Source organism: Arthrobacter sp. 179, assembly GCF_052379645.1.
Classification (GTDB): domain Bacteria; phylum Actinomycetota; class Actinomycetes; order Actinomycetales; family Micrococcaceae; genus Arthrobacter_H.
The window spans coordinates 21,235-36,246 of sequence record NZ_JBQSYU010000014.1 but is presented as its reverse complement, the minus strand read 5'-3'; the positions used below and the strand labels follow the sequence as shown (position 1 = coordinate 36,246).

At 61.9% G+C, this 15,012-nt stretch carries 15 protein-coding genes and 1 tRNA gene; 11 read left to right on the top strand and 5 right to left on the bottom strand.

Annotation, left to right across the window (positions count from 1 at the left end):
* Together ACT3UE_RS09895 and ACT3UE_RS09890 are read right to left on the bottom strand one after the other, a co-directional pair.
* Entirely contained in the window at nt 1-525 is a 525-nt protein-coding gene (locus tag ACT3UE_RS09895; RefSeq protein ID WP_444554177.1) for a SixA phosphatase family protein, read from the bottom strand.
* Nucleotides 526-605: 80 nt separating this feature from the next.
* Nucleotides 606-1,418: a winged helix-turn-helix domain-containing protein gene (locus ACT3UE_RS09890; protein ID WP_444554178.1), complete on the bottom strand. Its 813-nt coding sequence runs from the start codon at nt 1,416-1,418 to the stop codon at nt 606-608.
* A 601-nt stretch (nt 1,419-2,019) separates the two neighbouring features.
* Here ACT3UE_RS09890 and ACT3UE_RS09885 point away from each other — a divergent pair.
* Entirely contained in the window at nt 2,020-2,760 is a 741-nt protein-coding gene (locus tag ACT3UE_RS09885) for a response regulator transcription factor (RefSeq protein WP_444554179.1), read from the top strand.
* Nucleotides 2,757-4,349 (top strand): sensor histidine kinase, encoded by a 1,593-nt coding sequence (locus ACT3UE_RS09880; RefSeq protein ID WP_444561344.1) that lies wholly within the window; start codon nt 2,757-2,759, stop codon nt 4,347-4,349. The genes ACT3UE_RS09885 and ACT3UE_RS09880 overlap by 4 nt, the downstream gene beginning before the upstream one ends.
* 25 nt (nt 4,350-4,374) lie before the next feature.
* Here ACT3UE_RS09880 and upp read toward each other — a convergent pair whose 3' ends face one another.
* Nucleotides 4,375-5,013, bottom strand: coding sequence for a uracil phosphoribosyltransferase (gene upp, locus ACT3UE_RS09875; RefSeq protein WP_444554181.1), 639 nt, complete (start codon nt 5,011-5,013; stop codon nt 4,375-4,377).
* Nucleotides 5,014-5,060: 47 nt separating this feature from the next.
* Between upp and tadA the strand changes: the two genes are divergently transcribed.
* Nucleotides 5,061-5,543 carry a tRNA adenosine(34) deaminase TadA gene (gene tadA, locus ACT3UE_RS09870; RefSeq protein ID WP_444561343.1) on the top strand — a complete coding sequence of 161 codons (483 nt, stop codon included), beginning with the start codon at nt 5,061-5,063 and terminating at the stop codon, nt 5,541-5,543.
* Nucleotides 5,544-5,597: 54 nt separating this feature from the next.
* Nucleotides 5,598-5,685: transfer RNA gene (locus tag ACT3UE_RS09865), tRNA-Ser, on the top strand.
* Between the two features lie 61 nt (nt 5,686-5,746).
* On the opposite strand, the gene ACT3UE_RS09860 is transcribed toward ACT3UE_RS09865, so the two are convergent.
* Both ACT3UE_RS09860 and ACT3UE_RS09855 read right to left on the bottom strand, forming a co-directional pair.
* Complete coding sequence (locus ACT3UE_RS09860; RefSeq protein ID WP_444566644.1) at nt 5,747-6,880, bottom strand: site-specific integrase; 1,134 nt, start codon at nt 6,878-6,880, stop codon at nt 5,747-5,749.
* On the bottom strand, nt 6,867-7,496 hold the full coding sequence (locus ACT3UE_RS09855; RefSeq protein WP_444566643.1) for a hypothetical protein: 630 nt from the start codon (nt 7,494-7,496) through the stop codon (nt 6,867-6,869). The genes ACT3UE_RS09860 and ACT3UE_RS09855 overlap by 14 nt, the downstream gene beginning before the upstream one ends.
* A 119-nt stretch (nt 7,497-7,615) precedes the next feature.
* Here ACT3UE_RS09855 and ACT3UE_RS09850 point away from each other — a divergent pair, with 119 nt between their 5' ends.
* The 7 genes from ACT3UE_RS09850 (at nt 7,616) to ACT3UE_RS09820 (ending at nt 14,907) form a co-directional block, all read left to right on the top strand.
* Nucleotides 7,616-7,837 carry a helix-turn-helix transcriptional regulator gene (locus ACT3UE_RS09850; RefSeq protein ID WP_444566642.1) on the top strand — a complete coding sequence of 74 codons (222 nt, stop codon included), beginning with the start codon at nt 7,616-7,618 and terminating at the stop codon, nt 7,835-7,837.
* Nucleotides 7,838-8,322: 485 nt separating this feature from the next.
* A complete protein-coding gene (locus tag ACT3UE_RS09845; protein WP_444566641.1) occupies nt 8,323-8,505 on the top strand; it encodes a hypothetical protein in 183 nt (60 codons plus the stop codon).
* Nucleotides 8,506-8,528: 23 nt separating this feature from the next.
* Nucleotides 8,529-10,220 (top strand): hypothetical protein, encoded by a 1,692-nt coding sequence (locus ACT3UE_RS09840; RefSeq protein ID WP_444566640.1) that lies wholly within the window; start codon nt 8,529-8,531, stop codon nt 10,218-10,220.
* A 14-nt stretch (nt 10,221-10,234) separates the two neighbouring features.
* The gene (locus ACT3UE_RS09835; protein ID WP_444566639.1) at nt 10,235-10,504 is read left to right on the top strand and encodes a WhiB family transcriptional regulator; all 270 of its coding nucleotides are present in this window, start codon (nt 10,235-10,237) and stop codon (nt 10,502-10,504) included.
* Entirely contained in the window at nt 10,501-11,178 is a 678-nt protein-coding gene (locus ACT3UE_RS09830; RefSeq protein ID WP_444566638.1) for a hypothetical protein, read from the top strand. Before ACT3UE_RS09835 ends, ACT3UE_RS09830 begins: the two co-directional genes overlap by 4 nt.
* A gap of 2,337 nt (nt 11,179-13,515) precedes the next feature.
* A complete protein-coding gene (locus ACT3UE_RS09825; protein ID WP_444566637.1) occupies nt 13,516-13,917 on the top strand; it encodes an ImmA/IrrE family metallo-endopeptidase in 402 nt (133 codons plus the stop codon).
* 3 nt (nt 13,918-13,920) lie between these two features.
* Nucleotides 13,921-14,907 (top strand): hypothetical protein, encoded by a 987-nt coding sequence (locus ACT3UE_RS09820; RefSeq protein WP_444566636.1) that lies wholly within the window; start codon nt 13,921-13,923, stop codon nt 14,905-14,907.
* The last annotated feature ends 105 nt before the right edge of the window (nt 14,908-15,012 follow it).

Below are 15,012 nucleotides of genomic sequence, written 5' to 3'. Positions count from 1 at the left end.
TCACTCCCGGGGAACGACGAACCCACTCACCCGGGCATCACGGCCATCGAGCTCGGCCCAGGGTGTGACCGTCTCCAGCAGGGTCAGCCCCAGCGTCGGGTACCGCGTGGCCAGCTCCATGACCGGTTCCTCCTCGGAATCCACCGAGGCCAGGGCCATGGCCACCTCCTGGACCGTGGGCAGATGCCCGATCACCAGCAAGGTGCCCACCGTCTCCGGCGTTTCGTTGATCACCGATACCAGCTGCGTGGCGGAGGCGCCGTAGACCCGTGAATCCAGATACGGCGTCGGGCCCTTCTCCCCCAGCTCACTGGACACCCAGGCGCAGGTCGACCGGGCACGGAGTGCATCCGAGCACAGGATGGAATCCGGAACCCAGCCGTTCTTCACCATCCAGGCCCCGGCGAACGGGGCTTGGCGGTTGCCCCGGGTGGCCAGGGGCCGATCATGGTCCTCGATGCCGAAGGGGAAATCGGATTTGGCGTGGCGCAGGAGCATCAGGCGTTTCAGGTGGTGCTGGCTCATGCCTCCAGCTTAGGGGCCACGCAGGAACGACGACGGCGGCGCCCCTCTAGCAGGCGCCGCCGTCGTGGATGGAGCAGGAATCAGATGCTGTATTCCGGTGCGGCCCAGACGATGACCTCGGGGTGCTCGTAGAAGCGGTAGCCCTGGCCACGGACGGTACGTACCGTATTGGCCAGACGTCCCAGCTTGGAGCGCAGGCGACGGATGTGCACGTCGATGGTGCGTTCATTCGGCACCTCCTCGGCATTGCGCCAGAGGCTGCTCAGCAGCTCGTCGCGGCCGACGGTGCGCGCCCCGTTCTCCACCAGATAGTTGAGCAGCTCGAATTCCTTGAACGTGAGGTTCAGCGTTTCCCCGTCCAGGTGGACCTCTCGGCGCGAGAGGTCGATCAACACGCCCGAGGGACGCGAGGCGGCCGGCTGGTGGCGGATGACCTCACCGCGCGGCCGGCGGGCGACCGTGGGGTCCCCCAGCGCCTGGCGCACGACGTCGATGCTCTCCCCGGGGGCGTTTGCCGGAGCCAGCGCGACGGCGGCATGGGTCTGGGCGTTGGGCGAGAGGGTCTGCAGGAAGGCACGGACCTGGGTGGCCAGCTTGCCCAGCGACGTGCCCTGTTCCTGGGCCGTCGCCTCGTCGAGACCGACATAGAGGACGAATCCACGGGCCTCGGTGTCCCGGTCCACCGACTGCGGTCCGGGGGTTCCGTTGCCGGCAACGACCGGGGTCGGGGCGGTCATCGGCGGGTGGTCCTGCGGGGAGGGGACGGCGTGCAGCTGGCGATATCCCTGGGGCGCCCCGTATTCACCGTGGCCGGCGCCCTGGCGCTGGGCAGCAGCGGCGCGGTTCTGGGCGTTGCGGATGGAGATGTGGACGTATCCGGACGTAACGGACATTGGTGGAACCTCTAACTGTGCGAAAAGTCGGTGAACTGTCTGGTTCGGCTGGCCGACGCCATGGTCGTGGCGTGCGGTTCATCCGTGCTTCGGATCTTCTGGAGGTGGGAAGAAACTAGGCCGACATTCGACAACAGCTGCGCGCACGTCCGACACCATGGCCCCAACGGGGGCCGGGGGCCGCAAGTGCTGCTGGATCGATGTTCACGAGACCTAGTGTTGCCGTAATAATTCGAACCCGCAAGTAATATTCATCGCACTTGTCCACATACTGAGACAAATTCATGAATTTGTGAGGTGATTCACATTATGCACTTCTCTGAAGTGAGCGCTTTGGATCATGCGGTCTGGGCATGCACCCGTCATTCGACTGTTCGATCTGATCAATGGGCCACTCGATTGATGATCCTAAAACATGCAACGCATACTTATGCGTGACAGGGCCGAACCCGGGTCACACGCTTGACTATCCGCCCACCGGCGGAAGCTGCCGGCGTGCGGACAGCCGCCGCTTCCGCCGGTACTGTAGGAACCAGCGCTTCACAGCTCGGTCACAGCGGAATCCCAGCTTGGCCCTATAGGTGCAGAGGAGTATCGACATATGACGAACTCGCAGTTCTCCCCCAACCAGCTTCCGCGGCTGGAACACCCCGATGGCACCCCCATCAGGGCCCTGGTCGTCGATGACGAGCCGTCGCTGGCCGAACTGGTCAGCATGGGGGCACGCATGCTGGGGTGGGAGGTCAAGGTGGCCGGGGACGGCCCCTCGGCCGTCCAGGAGGCCCGTTCGTTCTCCCCCGACATCCTGGTCCTGGATTGGATGCTTCCGGGTTTCGAGGGCCCCGAGGTCCTCCGGAAGATCCGGGCTTTCCAACCCGAGGTCCCGGCCCTGTTCCTGACGGCCAAGGATGCGGTGGAGAACCGGATCGAGGGGTTGTCCCTGGGTGGGGACGACTACGTCACCAAACCCTTCAGCCTCGAGGAGGTGCTCCTGCGTCTGCACCGGCTGGTCGAACGCTCCGGTGCGGCGAAGGCCGATGCCGCCGAGCTCGTCGTCGGGGACCTGAGCATGAACATGGACATGCGTGAAGTCAGCCGAAGCGGCCAGGTCGTGAACCTGACCGCCACCGAATTCGACCTGCTGCGCTACCTGATGGAGAACGCCCGCCGGGTCATGTCCAAGAACCAGATCCTGGACAGCGTCTGGCAATACGACTTCGGTGGCCAGGCCAACATCGTCGAGCTGTACATCTCCTACCTGCGCAAGAAGATCGATGCCGGGCGGGAGCCCATGATCCACACCGTGCGTGGCGCCGGATATGTCCTGAAGCCCGCACCGTGACCCACCCCGCCGACCAGGCGCGCCCGACTCCCCCGGCACGACCGGACCATCCGGTTCCCACCCCGCCGACGACCCACGGATGGACCCTGCGCTCGCGCATCTCCGCCTCCTTGATCGGCCTGCTGGCACTGATCTGCCTGGTCATCGGTGTCTTCACCCATACGGTGATGAGCAACAGCCTCTACAGCCAGCTGGACGAACAACTCCACCAGGCCTCCAACCGGGCGGCGAGCTTCGATGGCAGCCAGGGAAGCCAGGGCGGCAAGGGCAGCCAGGGCAGCGAGATGCCCGACCCGCTGAACACCCCCGGCCAAGGTTCGGGGACGCTCAACGCCCGGATCGTCGGGACCACCATCCTCATTGGCGGTGTCCTGGACCAGCGCACGGGCGAGGGCCAGCAGTTGAACAAGGACGACGCCCAGCAGTTGGCCGCGGTCACCCCCGATGCGGCCCCGGTGACCGAGGACCTCTCCGTGGGCAAATACCGGCTCATGGCCGTCACAGCCGCCCCCTCCACGGCCGATGCCGATGGCAAGAGCGCCATCCTCATCACCGGCCTGCCCGTGGAGAGCACCCGGGACACGCTCTTCGCCCTGGACATGACGATCCTGCTGGTCGCCTCCTCCGGGCTCGTGGCCATCGGGCTGATCGGCTCGGTGATCGTGCGCCGGTCACTGCTGCAGTTCGAACGCGTATCGAAAGTTGCCGGTGCGGTCGCCGCACTTCCCCTGGACGCCGGAGAAGTCCGGCTCGCCCAACGTGTCGCCACTCCCGATGCCGACCCCGGCACCGAGGCGGGGAACATGGGCCACGCGCTGAATGCCCTGCTGGACAACGTGGAGTCGGCGCTCGAGGTACGACGCCGATCCGAAGCCAGGATGCGCCGCTTCGTCGCCGACGCCTCCCATGAGCTGCGCACCCCGCTGGCGTCCATCCGCGGATACTCGGAACTCGTCGCCGCCACCGAACACCTCAGCGACGACGGACGCACCTCACTGAACCGCGTGGTCGCGCAAAGCCACCGGATGGGCTCGCTGGTGGAGAACCTGCTCCTGCTGGCCCGGCTCGATGAAGGGCAGAAACCAACCCTGGCCGAGGTGGACCTGACCCGGTTGGCGGCGGAAACCTCCAGGGACTTCCAGGTGGCGGCGCCGAGCCACCAGTGGCGGCTCTCCCTGCCGGACGCACCGGTGCTCGTGCGCGGTGATGCTGGGCAGCTGGCCCGGGTGCTGAACAACCTGCTTTCGAACGCCCGCAAGCACACCGTCGAGGGCACCACCATCGAAACCGGGGTCTTCCGTTCCGCCGACGGACACCACGCGGTCCTCACCGTCACCGATGACGGACAGGGCATCGATCAGGAGTTCCTGCCCCATGTCTTCTCCCGGTTCACCCGGGGCGACGGGGCCCGCTCCGGCGCCGAGGGAACCGTGGGGCTGGGCCTGTCGATCGTGCGCGGCATCGTCGAATCCCATGGCGGCACCATCTCGGTGGCCAGCGAACCGGGGGCCACGGTCTTCGAGGTCAGTCTGCCCCTGATCGTGGAGGTGCCTCCGCGGCCGGAACAGCCACCGACCGTCGGGCCCTGAGCCGGGTCCGTTCGCGACGGAGCCGCTAGTGGGCCAACCCGTAGAGCCGGTCGCCGGCGTCGCCGAGGCCCGGGACGATGTAGGCGTTCTCATCCAGCTTCTCGTCCAAGGCCCCCAACACCAGGTGGACCCTCGGGTCATCCCCATAGATCTCTTCGAGCCGGTCCAGCCCCTCGGGGGCGGCGATCAGGCAGATGCAGGTGACATCAGAGGCACCGCGCTCGAACAGGAACTTGATGGATTCCACCAGGGTGCCCCCGGTGGCGAGCATCGGGTCCAGCACGAAGACCTGCCGGCCCGTGAGGTCATCGGGAAGTCGTTCCGCATAGGTGACGATGTCCAGCGTCGTGTCATTGCGGGCCATGCCCAGGAATCCGACCTCCGCGGTGGGAACCAGCCGGGTCATGCCTTCGAGCATGCCCAGGCCCGCCCGCAGGATCGGGACCACCAGGGGGGTGGGTTTGGCGAAGGCGGTGCCGGTGGTCGTGGCGACCGGGGTCTGGACTTCGATCTGCGTCGTCCTGACCTCACGGGTCGCCTCGTAGGCCAGCAGGGTCACCAGTTCATCGGTGAGCTGCCGGAAGACCGGGGACGGGGTGTTCTTATCCCGGAGCACCGAGACCTTATGGGCCACCAACGGGTGGTCGACTACCTGTACGCGCATGGAATAAAACTACCAGCACGAACCGCCTGCTCGGCTAGGGTTGGAGGGTGATCCGGGATGACGCGCACCACGCACGGTGGATGGAGCTGGCGCTGGATCAGGCCCGGGCGGCGCTTGCGACCGCCGACGTGCCCATCGGTGCCGTCGTCATCGGTCCCGACGGATCCATCGTGGCCACCGGCCGCAACGAACGCGAGGCCAGCGGGGATCCCACCGCCCATGCCGAGGTCCTGGCCATCCGTGCCGCGGCCGCGGCCCTGAAGGATTCGGGGCACGACGACGGCTGGCGGCTGGCGCACTGCACGTTGGTCGTGACCTTGGAGCCCTGTGCCATGTGTGCCGGGGCGATCGTGCTGGCCCGGATACCGCGGGTCGTCTTCGGCGCCTGGGATGAGAAGGCCGGGGCCTCGGGTTCCGTGTTCGAGGTGCTGCGCGAACCACGGTTGAACCACTGGGTCGAGGTCTTCCCCGGGGTGATGGAGGATGAATGCGCGTCCCTCCTGACCGGCTTCTTCCGCTCCATGCGCTGAGCCGAGCTGCCGGTTTGGGACTGCCGCGAACCGTCCGCTAGAGTAGTCCAGTCTGGTGACGTGTCCGAGCGGCCGATGGTGCAACACTCGAAATGTTGTTTGGTGAGAGCCAACGTGGGTTCAAATCCCACCGTCACCGCCAGATATAAAGGCCCTACTCCCCCGAGATTCCGGGGAAGTAGGGCCTTTATCTTTGTTCCGACCTAAGCGTTTGGCAACATTTTGGCAACACCTGAGCGTGAATAGGCGTTATCTAGAGCCACGCTCACGGCGTCTAGGTCGTCGTCAAAGAGGTCAGCGTAAACGTCCAGCGTCATCGCGGCCGAGCTGTGCCCAAGTATTCGCTGCACGGCCTTGACGTTGGCCCCGGCGCTCACAGCGAAGCTGGCCGCGGTATGCCTCAAGTCGTGCGGCGTGATGCGCGGAACGTCGGCTTTGCGAACGGCCGACGCAAACCAAGAGAAATTGTCATCGTGAACCCGCGCCGTTTTAAGGTAACTACCATCAGGGCCAGGAAACACCAGGTCCTCACGATGCCGGCCGGCACATTCAGCAGCCAGCCCATCAGCTAGGAAGCGCGGAAATGGCACGGAACGGCGCCGATGGTTCTTCGGAGTGCCTACTATGATTTTGCCGCCGACGGCTACGGCATTCTGCTCAATATTCAGCCGTCCTCGGCCCGTGTCCACGTCGCACACGCGGAGGCCGGTCGCCTCGCCCCAACGCAGACCGCAGTAGGCCAGGGTGCGAACGAGCAGCGGATACTTTGATACGGCGGCCAGCTCGTGCACCTGCTCGTGGGACAAGTACACGTGCGCTTTCTTTACCTTGCGCGGCAGGTTCACGCCACGCGAGGGATTGGTCAGTATTCGCCGGTCGTCCACTGCTTCATCAAGAATGGCGGCCAAGACGCCATAGGCCCTGATTACCGTCGTTGCGCCCTTGGGCCTGCGTGGCGGCTTTGTCGTTTCGTCCCCGCTCGATAGTTCAGACACCCACTGCTGCACCGCCGTCTTGCGTATATCCGATACAGCAACGCTCCCCCACCGCGCCAACACGTATATACGCCACGCACTCTCCACCGGCCGGAACGCGGACGGCTTCAAGTGTGTTTGCCGGCCAAGCCACGCCGGCCCCAGCTCCGCAATGGTCACACGAGCCGCCGCCGGGTCTATGTACTCGCCCTTTGCCTTGCTCACTTCCACAGACGCTAGGAACAGCTCAGCATCACGCTTGGTCTTGAATCCGCGCTTTTGCGTCTGCTTGCGCTCAGGCGTCCGATAGAGCACCCGGTAGCGCTTGCCACCGTTGTTTGTATATGGCTCAATCGAGGCCACTTGACGCCCTCGGCTTTCGTGCACTCGGAGGCAAATGGCCGGCTGCCCTGGTGAGCTTGACCCAATGACTTGCCGTCGCGGGACTCATAGCCAGTACTTCCTGAATGAATTTATTTGGAGCTACGGCCCGACGTTCTGCGATCCGGTACAGCTTGGCGATTGCATACATACCTTTGCGGCTCGATGGTCCCGCCGCCCGAAGCTCCGATATCCAATCGGCATCGGCCGGCCCGTTGCCCGAAGCGGCGCCAATCTGTCGGAGAAACCACTCGTCACCATCGTCTAAGGTGTGCTGCCGGCCGCCATCCGGCTCCGGCTTGCTGATCCCCTCGAGTCGCATTTTTTCTGCCCAATGGAGCAGGTAACTTGCGACCCTCTGGAGCATCTCGGAGACCCTGACGCTACGTAGCGTCGTCCCGGTCACAGGTGAACCGTCGGCATTTTCGACGGCCATAGACCGAGCAAAATACCCGCCCCTCCCATCGTTGACGGCCGCCACCGTGCAACACGGCCCGTCGTCAATCCTGATCACCACCGCCGCGTGCACAATGGCGCCGCGTTCGTCGCATTCAACTTCGGTATTTGGCGCAATTTCCGCGCTCCAGGAATAGGGCATAGCTGCATTCTTGCCGCATCTTGCAAACGTTTCAATTGAATAACTTGCAGATATCCAACTCAACACCTAGTCTATTTGATGTCAGCAGATATCCAACGCATCTAAATGAGGAACTAGCCATGTCAGCAGAAACAGAAAAGCCCCGAGGATTGGTCAGGCCCGACGCTGTAGCCGAGTACTTGGGCGTCAGCACGGCGAGCCTTGCACAGCAGCGCTACTTGGGAACAGGCCCGAAATTCGTGCGCGTGAATACCCGCACGGTTCGCTACCGCTGGGATGACGTAGAGGAATTTCTCAACGGCCAAACGTTCGAGCGCACAGATAAGCGAGTGGCGCAGTGAACGAGTGGCGGCCATCCCCAGACGCGACTACACATGCCAGCGCTTGGGCAGCAGACGAGCTAGGGACGATTTGGTACGGCGCCGAGGTCGTGCCGGGAATCCTGGCCGAAACGCAGCACGTCGTTCTGTTCAGCGGCTATGGCAAGGAGCACTTGAGGTTTCCCGTCGAGCATCTGCCACAGGTGCTCTCAACGCTCCAGGCCATGACAGCAGCGGCACCGTACCCGAGTGGCCAGCAGTGAACCCCGACGAGGTAGCAGGCTTCCTGCTCATTGGCTCCGCACTGGCACAGCTCGTAATCATGCCGCTGTATTTCGCACAGCAACAGCGAACCCCGAACCGAAAGAAGAACTGACGATGGAACACAGGCCGACCCGCGTACCCAGGCCCGCCTTTTGCACGGCCGCACTCTCTCTAGAACAGTCCACCGGCGGTGAGCTGTGAACGAGCTTGAATGCAAGGCAGCATATTCACGCTTGCCACCCATGGCCGAGCGGAGACGCACGAAGCGCCGCGACGAACTGGCCGAGGAACTGGCCACGGCCGAAACCGGAGAGGACCGCGCTAGGGCACGCGTCGCCCTCAACAGGTACGACGCCGGCACCATGTCGCTCGTTCGCAAATATGACCCCGAAATAGTGCGCCTCAGACGCCAACTGAATACCTAACACGAAAGGAGACGAAAGAAGCCATGACTGAATACGACTACGGACACCCTCCCGTAGACCCTTTCGCGTCTTCTGCCTGGTCGCCAATCCCGCCGCCCTTTGATGCTGGGATTGACCACCCGGTTCCACCGGACGATCGCTACAGCGACGGCGCCCAAGACCATGACGACGGCTCCACATATACCGAACCGAGCGCCAAGGAACGGGCGGCCGGCAAGACTGTTGCCCCGAAACGAGAGGCCCCATCACAGAGCGCCATTCTCGTTGAAATGGCCCGTTCGCTCTATAGCGTCGTCAAGAGTACAGAGGGCAAGGTCTACGCCGTGGAGCACAAGCGGCCGAGCATCGCTCTCGACCTGCGCGGAAAAGCAGGCCTACGGCAGCGCTTGGCGAAGCTGTACTACGACGAAAAGAAGCGCACCCCCAGCGATACGGCACTAAAGGAAATGCTGAACGTACTTGAGGGTGACGCGCTGACGGCCGATGAGGTTCCGGTCTTTCTCCGGTTCGGTCGCACAGGCCCAACCATCATCATCGATGCGGGAACTCCAGAGGGTAACGCCGTCGCCGTTGCCCCCGGCCGCGTCGATCTACTGGACCAGTCCCCTATTCTGTTTCGCCGGTCATCCCTCATTTCACCAATGCCAGCCCCCAAAATGGGCGGCAACCTCGACGGATTCCAACACCTAGTGAACGCGTCAGAAAGCAGCTTTCGACTCTTGGCCGGCTGGCTCGTGGCCGCGTGCATCCCCGACATTCCCCACCCTTTCCTAGCACTCATTGGCCAACAAGGAACTGCCAAGACAACGGCACTAAAAATGCTGATTACGTTGGTCAGCCCATCCCCGGCGCCCGTTGGTTCCGCACCGGTCAGCGCAGACGATTGGGCAGTCACGGCCTACCAGGAACCCGTCATTGGACTCGATAACGTCTCACATCTGCCGCCGTGGTTCCAAGACGCACTGTGCAAAGCGGTAACCGGCGACGGATACAAGAAGCGCGAGAAGTACTCAGACCTTGACGTGACAGTTCTGCACTTCCAACGCGTCGTGGGCATGACCAGCATTGACCCCGGCTCACTCCAGGGCGACGTGGCCGACCGACTACTACAGGTAGAGCTGGATCCCATCCCGGCGGCCGACCGACGCACCGAACGCCAAGTGTCCGAGCAATTCGAAGCAGTGCGGCAGGAAACCCACGGTGCAATTCTTGACCTGCTTGCCCAGGTGCTGGAGGTACTACCTAGCGTGCACTTGGACGAGATGCCGCGAATGGCTGACTTTGCCCGAGTCTTGGCAGCACTTGACCAAGTGACCGGCTGGACCACGCTAGCCGACTACTTGACCGCGACGACGACGGCAGCCGCCGACGTGATTGAGGGTGACGCTTTCGCCAGCGCCGTGCGTGACCTCGTGATTCAACGGCACTCGTGGGGCGGCACCGCGAGTGAGTTACTGGCTGAGATAACGCCAGAGAAACCCCCAAGGACTTGGCCCAAGGCCGCGCACACTGCCAGCGGACGACTCAAACGGATCACGCCGGCACTGGCGGCAACCGGCATCACCGTAGCCGAACCAGTCAGAGACTCCGGCACCGGAAGCCGGCGCCTTTTCCTCAGCCTGGACAGCTCGACATTCTGCGACGTGTGCCACGGCGAGATTCACCCTGATATGGCCAGCCAAGGCCACACACGACATATCACCTGCTCCCCGTAGCGCTAGGAAAAACCATGACGAAAAGATGGCCCAACCCATGGGCAGCAGTCCAGCCAGCCGGCCAGCAGCTCACGCCGTGCCAGCAAGGAAATGCAGATGAATGGTTCGCCACGGACTCCTACACAAACCAAGCAGCCGCCGCACTGTGCCATTCCTGCCCGGTCCGGGCGCCCTGCCTGAAGTTGGCCACCGACTCCCCACACCAACAGCACGGCGTGTGGGGCGGCAAGGCACCGCAACAGATCAAAGAGCTACGGCTTACCAACGAAAGGAATACAGCATGAAAGCCAGAAGAAGCCGGCGCCGCCCGCGCTACTCCGACCAACCCGAAGCCATCATGACCACCACCGACCACGCACCAGCAATGCAGCAAGAACAGGAAGCCAACATGAGCACTGAAACCGTCAACCTCCCCGCCGGCCACGACGACAAGGCCAGCACGTACTACGTGCCGCAGCAGCTCCGAGAACTGTATGTGGACGCCGAACCGACCGAGCAGGACGAAAGCGATGCAACGGCTGACGTTGGATTGGAGCTGCATGCCGAACGAGTCGGACGCCGCAGCCCGTTCCGAATGAGCGAGTCGTACATAGAGCGTGACCCCGAGGCGGCTGCCCGACTGGTTGACGATCACACCGACCCGATCAAGACGGCCCGGGACTTTGGGCGGGTAGTTCACAATGCACGCTTGAGGGCGGCCGGCCGCGCGTTGGAGGACCAGCAACTGAGAAAGTTCTGGACGACACAACACACCTGCAGTGTGTGCGGTGACGTCAACGGCAACGTGCACGTGGACACCATCGGCGGGAAGCACGGCAGAAAGATGGATGTGCTCGCGTGCTGGAACTGCCTGTTCAATCTGGAGCTGGCTTACCCCGAGCATCTGGCCAAGCCCGAGACGATGGACGGGCGCGACGCCCGACAGGTGGCTGTGGACTACCTCAAGAACAAGGCGTGAATCGTATTCTGAACAAGTGAATTAGGCAGTGGGGCCGTCGTCGTTGCAATGCTACTGAGACGGCCCCATTGTGCTGTGCGTGGCGCCCGGCTGAGGCCCCCGCCCCTGGCATAGTCATAGATCGTTCGGTCACTGATGAATTGCCATTTCGCAGAGCTGGCCAGCAGCTCGTGGACCAAACATATACTTTGCCCATAGGAGCGTCACAAGCGTCGGAGCGTCACAGCTCCCACGTTTGGCCTAGTCAGATGTCTTTGAGGGTGTGACGCTACCGTGACGCTTCTCTGCTGGCTGTGACGCTACTCCCGACTCTTGTGACGCTACTGATTTTCGAAGCGTCACGGTGAATGGCCTAGTCAGAGCATGGCTGTGACGCTCCGACGCTTGTGACGCTTCTCTGGCAAGAAAAGAAAGTGGCGCCTACTAGCATGGTCGGCCGACGCCAGCGGAACACTCCAGACCCAGGTGGCCGGCAGCACAAGGCAACGGCCGGCAGCACCAGGGCGGCGCCTCGGGATCGCAGCAGCTCGTCGCGGAATCAGTAGCCGGCGGCATCGTGGCCAGCAGCTCGACATGGCAGAGGCCAGCAGCAGGACAATAGCACCCCCGCTCAACACGGCGACACCTTGACCGAGGCCAGCCTGGACCATGAACATAGGGCCGCCCGATACATATAACGAAGCAGGGCACCCCTGTCGGCAAGGGCACCCCCCACAGGCGCAGGGTATGCCCCCTGCGATAGGGCACCCCCTGCCACGCCAGCGCCAGCCCCAGCATCCCGACCATGCACCAGGCATTGTCGGTGCCAGAACTGCATGCCAGCTCGACGTGGCATCACCAGCCGGCGGCGCCGTTGGATCGCAGCAGCTCATGATGGCAAGGGCTGGCACGAGTACAGCCGGCGACTCCCGCTCGATGCGTTCACCGTCGAGCATCTGAACCTGCGCCGTCGAGGCAGCGCGGAGTCGCTGCACAATTTTCGGCCAGATTCTCAGCGCGAGAATTTCCGCCGGGGAAACCGAGTGCTTTGTAGTCGATGCGTAAAAGCGGGCGAGAGTTTTTTAATTCAGGACCCCTCGGAAGCCCCGCGCCCCATTTCCATTTTTCCCCGGTCCAAACAAAACGGGATATTCGATAAACAAACGAAAAACAGAAGAATATGCGGAAAAATAGAACCATTCTGAACGTTTCGTTCCCTATTAGTACGAGAGTCCACAGAAACAAACCGATTCGGGTTCTTTACTTCATTTTTAGGCATAGCAAGAATGAGGCCCCTCGGGCCTCTTTCGTTTCTCACCTTAGCGCACTCACTGCCGATTTCGCACACTGTCACCAGGTGCCGCGTTTCCGCATCCAGCCTTGGCAGCATCACTGACTGCCAACCCGCCATTGTTCATGGCGCCTTGAGGCGTGGAGGATGCCAGCGGGACGGATCAGACCACCGTGGCAGCAGTAGCCGGCGGCATCGCTCGACGTGGCAGAGGCCGGCACCAGGGCGGCACCTCGGGATCGTGGTCATCAGCTCGACGTGGCAGCAGTAGCCGGCGGCATCGTGGCCAGCAGCTCAAGGACCAAACATATACTTTGCCCGTAGTAGCGTCACAAGCGTCGGAGCGTCACAGCTCCCACGTTTGGCCTAGTCAGAGGTCCTTGAGGGTGTGACGCTACCGTGACGCTTCTCTGCTGGCTGTGACGCTACTCCCGACACTTGTGACGCTACTGATTTTCGAAGCGTCACAGTGAACAGCCTAGTCAGAGCATGATTGTGACGCTCCGACGCTCGTGACGCTTCTCTGGGAAGAAAAGAAAGTGGCGCCTACCAGCACGGCCGGCCGACGCCAGCGGAACACTCCAGACCCAGATGGCCAGCAGCACAAGGCAACGGCCAACAGCGCGACAGCTCGACGTGGCAGCAGTAGCCGGCGGCATCGTGGCCAGCAGCTCAAGGACCAAACATATACTTTGCCCGTAGGAGCGTCACAAGCGTCGGAGCGTCACAGCTCCCACGTTTGGCCTAGTCAGAGGTCCTTGAGGGTGTGACGCTACCGTGACGCTTCTCTGCTGGCAGTTAGGCTTTCCCGCAGGGAAAACGTAGCCGCCTGCCCACCGCTATGATCTCCTGCCCGGCTGGCCTCGCTTTGCGCCCCCTCATACAACGAACCCAAAAATGAGGCGGGGCTAATAGGCGCATCCACCCCCTCCGAGTAAGATAGAAGCATGGAACCGTCGACTCTCGCAGCTACCCAAACTGAAGCGTCAAGGCTGTCTAATAGGGCCATCTCCGACTATGCGGAAAGGGTAGGGGCACATCACCGCGCATATGAGCCAAGTGGGCGTGTGGATATCGATCTGTTGCTGAAAGAACTAGGCGGCAAGGTCGATATATCCGAGTCCTTTTATGCGGTAGAGGCTCTTACAGTCAATAAGCAGGGGGACTTCGTCGTGCATCTGCCGCCAATGACCTCTGACCGCAGAGACCGCTTCACAATTGCTCACGAACTTGGCCACTACTTTCTCCACTACTTGGAGCCAGGAATGACCGGCCCCAGACCCTTTAAGCGCGGACAGCAGAATCGTGTCGAGACTCAAGCAAATATTTTCGCCGCGTCGCTACTCATGCCCGCGCGGGAATTCCGTGCAGCCCAAGAACGCCTCGGGCAGGATTGGAACGCACTAGCCGAGGTTTTCGGCGTATCGCCGAAGGCTGCGGAGGTACGCGCACAGGTACTAGGGATATAGGCATTGGCCAAAAAAACTGCCGACGCAGAATCTAAGCTCTTCCTTTCGTGTGATTTGGTTGGTTCAACGCACTACAAACAGTCAGAACAGGGATGGCAAAAGATATTCCTCAGCTTCTATTGGGAATTTCCGCAATTCCTTGCGGGGGCGGATCGGCGCCAAACGAAATTTGACGATGGGAAAACCGACTTCGTCCTTTGGAAAGGTGTTGGTGACGAGCTGATTTTTGAGGTTTCCGTCTCCAGTGAAACGTCGGTGAGCAGAGCCGTTCGCGTTTGGCTTGACGCTGTAGACCAGTACGAACAGGAAGTCCTTGCTGATCGTAGTCTCGCGCTCAAAGGCGGAGCATTCATCGCAACCTTCCCAGGCCCGGATAGCGAATCTACAATTCCTCGACATCCGGGCAACGAAGGTTCAGACGACTCTGTTGTGCGGCTAAACAGTGCAGCCCTAAAGAGTCGTGCGCTTACAAAATATTTCTTCGACTATTTCGGCCCAAGCATCGACACTGGCTTCAGAATCATAGGGCAGGCGGAGCGACGCTTTTTCACCTTGTCAGTCGAAGTAGCTTGGGCGATGGCCTTGGCAGCTCACGACGCAACAGCTTCCAAAGTCGACACCACGACCCACAATGTCAATGACTTTGCTTTCAGGGGTTCCCATATCCTGAAAGGGGTTTGGCACGCCCGTGCGTATCCAGTCTTCGCTATCGACCGCGAATCGAACGATGCAGTCAATACAGCCGTGTCAGCGCTCAATGGCGAGTCGATGGAGGCCAGCCAGATAATTGATGTCTGCCACGCTTGCCACCAAGACGACCGTTGGCCCTTTCGCCTCTATCTCCCTGAATCACCCAAGGACACCTTTCGGCAAGTGCCACCGAATGCTATGGCCTCTCTCCTGCTCGCCGAGCAGAGTCTAGAGGGTGCGGAGACGCAACCTCCGAACAATGGAGACGACCCGCTAGAGGGAAATCCTCCCTTGGGCTAACGATCCCTGGCAACATTTTGGCAACATCTGACCGCAATTCGTGATGATTGAGCATGACGTTGAGTGATAAAAATTCCCTAGATCATGCAGCTTCTGCGTAAGCAT

Coding starts and splice junctions, on each gene's coding strand:
- ACT3UE_RS09830 (WP_444566638.1), top strand. CDS start 10,501: ATGAAAGCCAGAAGAAGCCGGCGCCGCCCGCGCTACTCCGACCAACCC.
- ACT3UE_RS09850 (WP_444566642.1), top strand. CDS start 7,616: ATGTCAGCAGAAACAGAAAAGCCCCGAGGATTGGTCAGGCCCGACGCT.
- ACT3UE_RS09895 (WP_444554177.1), bottom strand. CDS start 525: ATGAGCCAGCACCACCTGAAACGCCTGATGCTCCTGCGCCACGCCAAA.
- ACT3UE_RS09885 (WP_444554179.1), top strand. CDS start 2,020: ATGACGAACTCGCAGTTCTCCCCCAACCAGCTTCCGCGGCTGGAACAC.
- ACT3UE_RS09855 (WP_444566643.1), bottom strand. CDS start 7,496: ATGCCCTATTCCTGGAGCGCGGAAATTGCGCCAAATACCGAAGTTGAA.
- upp (WP_444554181.1), bottom strand. CDS start 5,013: ATGCGCGTACAGGTAGTCGACCACCCGTTGGTGGCCCATAAGGTCTCG.
- ACT3UE_RS09840 (WP_444566640.1), top strand. CDS start 8,529: ATGACTGAATACGACTACGGACACCCTCCCGTAGACCCTTTCGCGTCT.
- ACT3UE_RS09890 (WP_444554178.1), bottom strand. CDS start 1,418: ATGTCCGTTACGTCCGGATACGTCCACATCTCCATCCGCAACGCCCAG.
- ACT3UE_RS09845 (WP_444566641.1), top strand. CDS start 8,323: ATGGCCGAGCGGAGACGCACGAAGCGCCGCGACGAACTGGCCGAGGAA.
- ACT3UE_RS09835 (WP_444566639.1), top strand. CDS start 10,235: ATGACGAAAAGATGGCCCAACCCATGGGCAGCAGTCCAGCCAGCCGGC.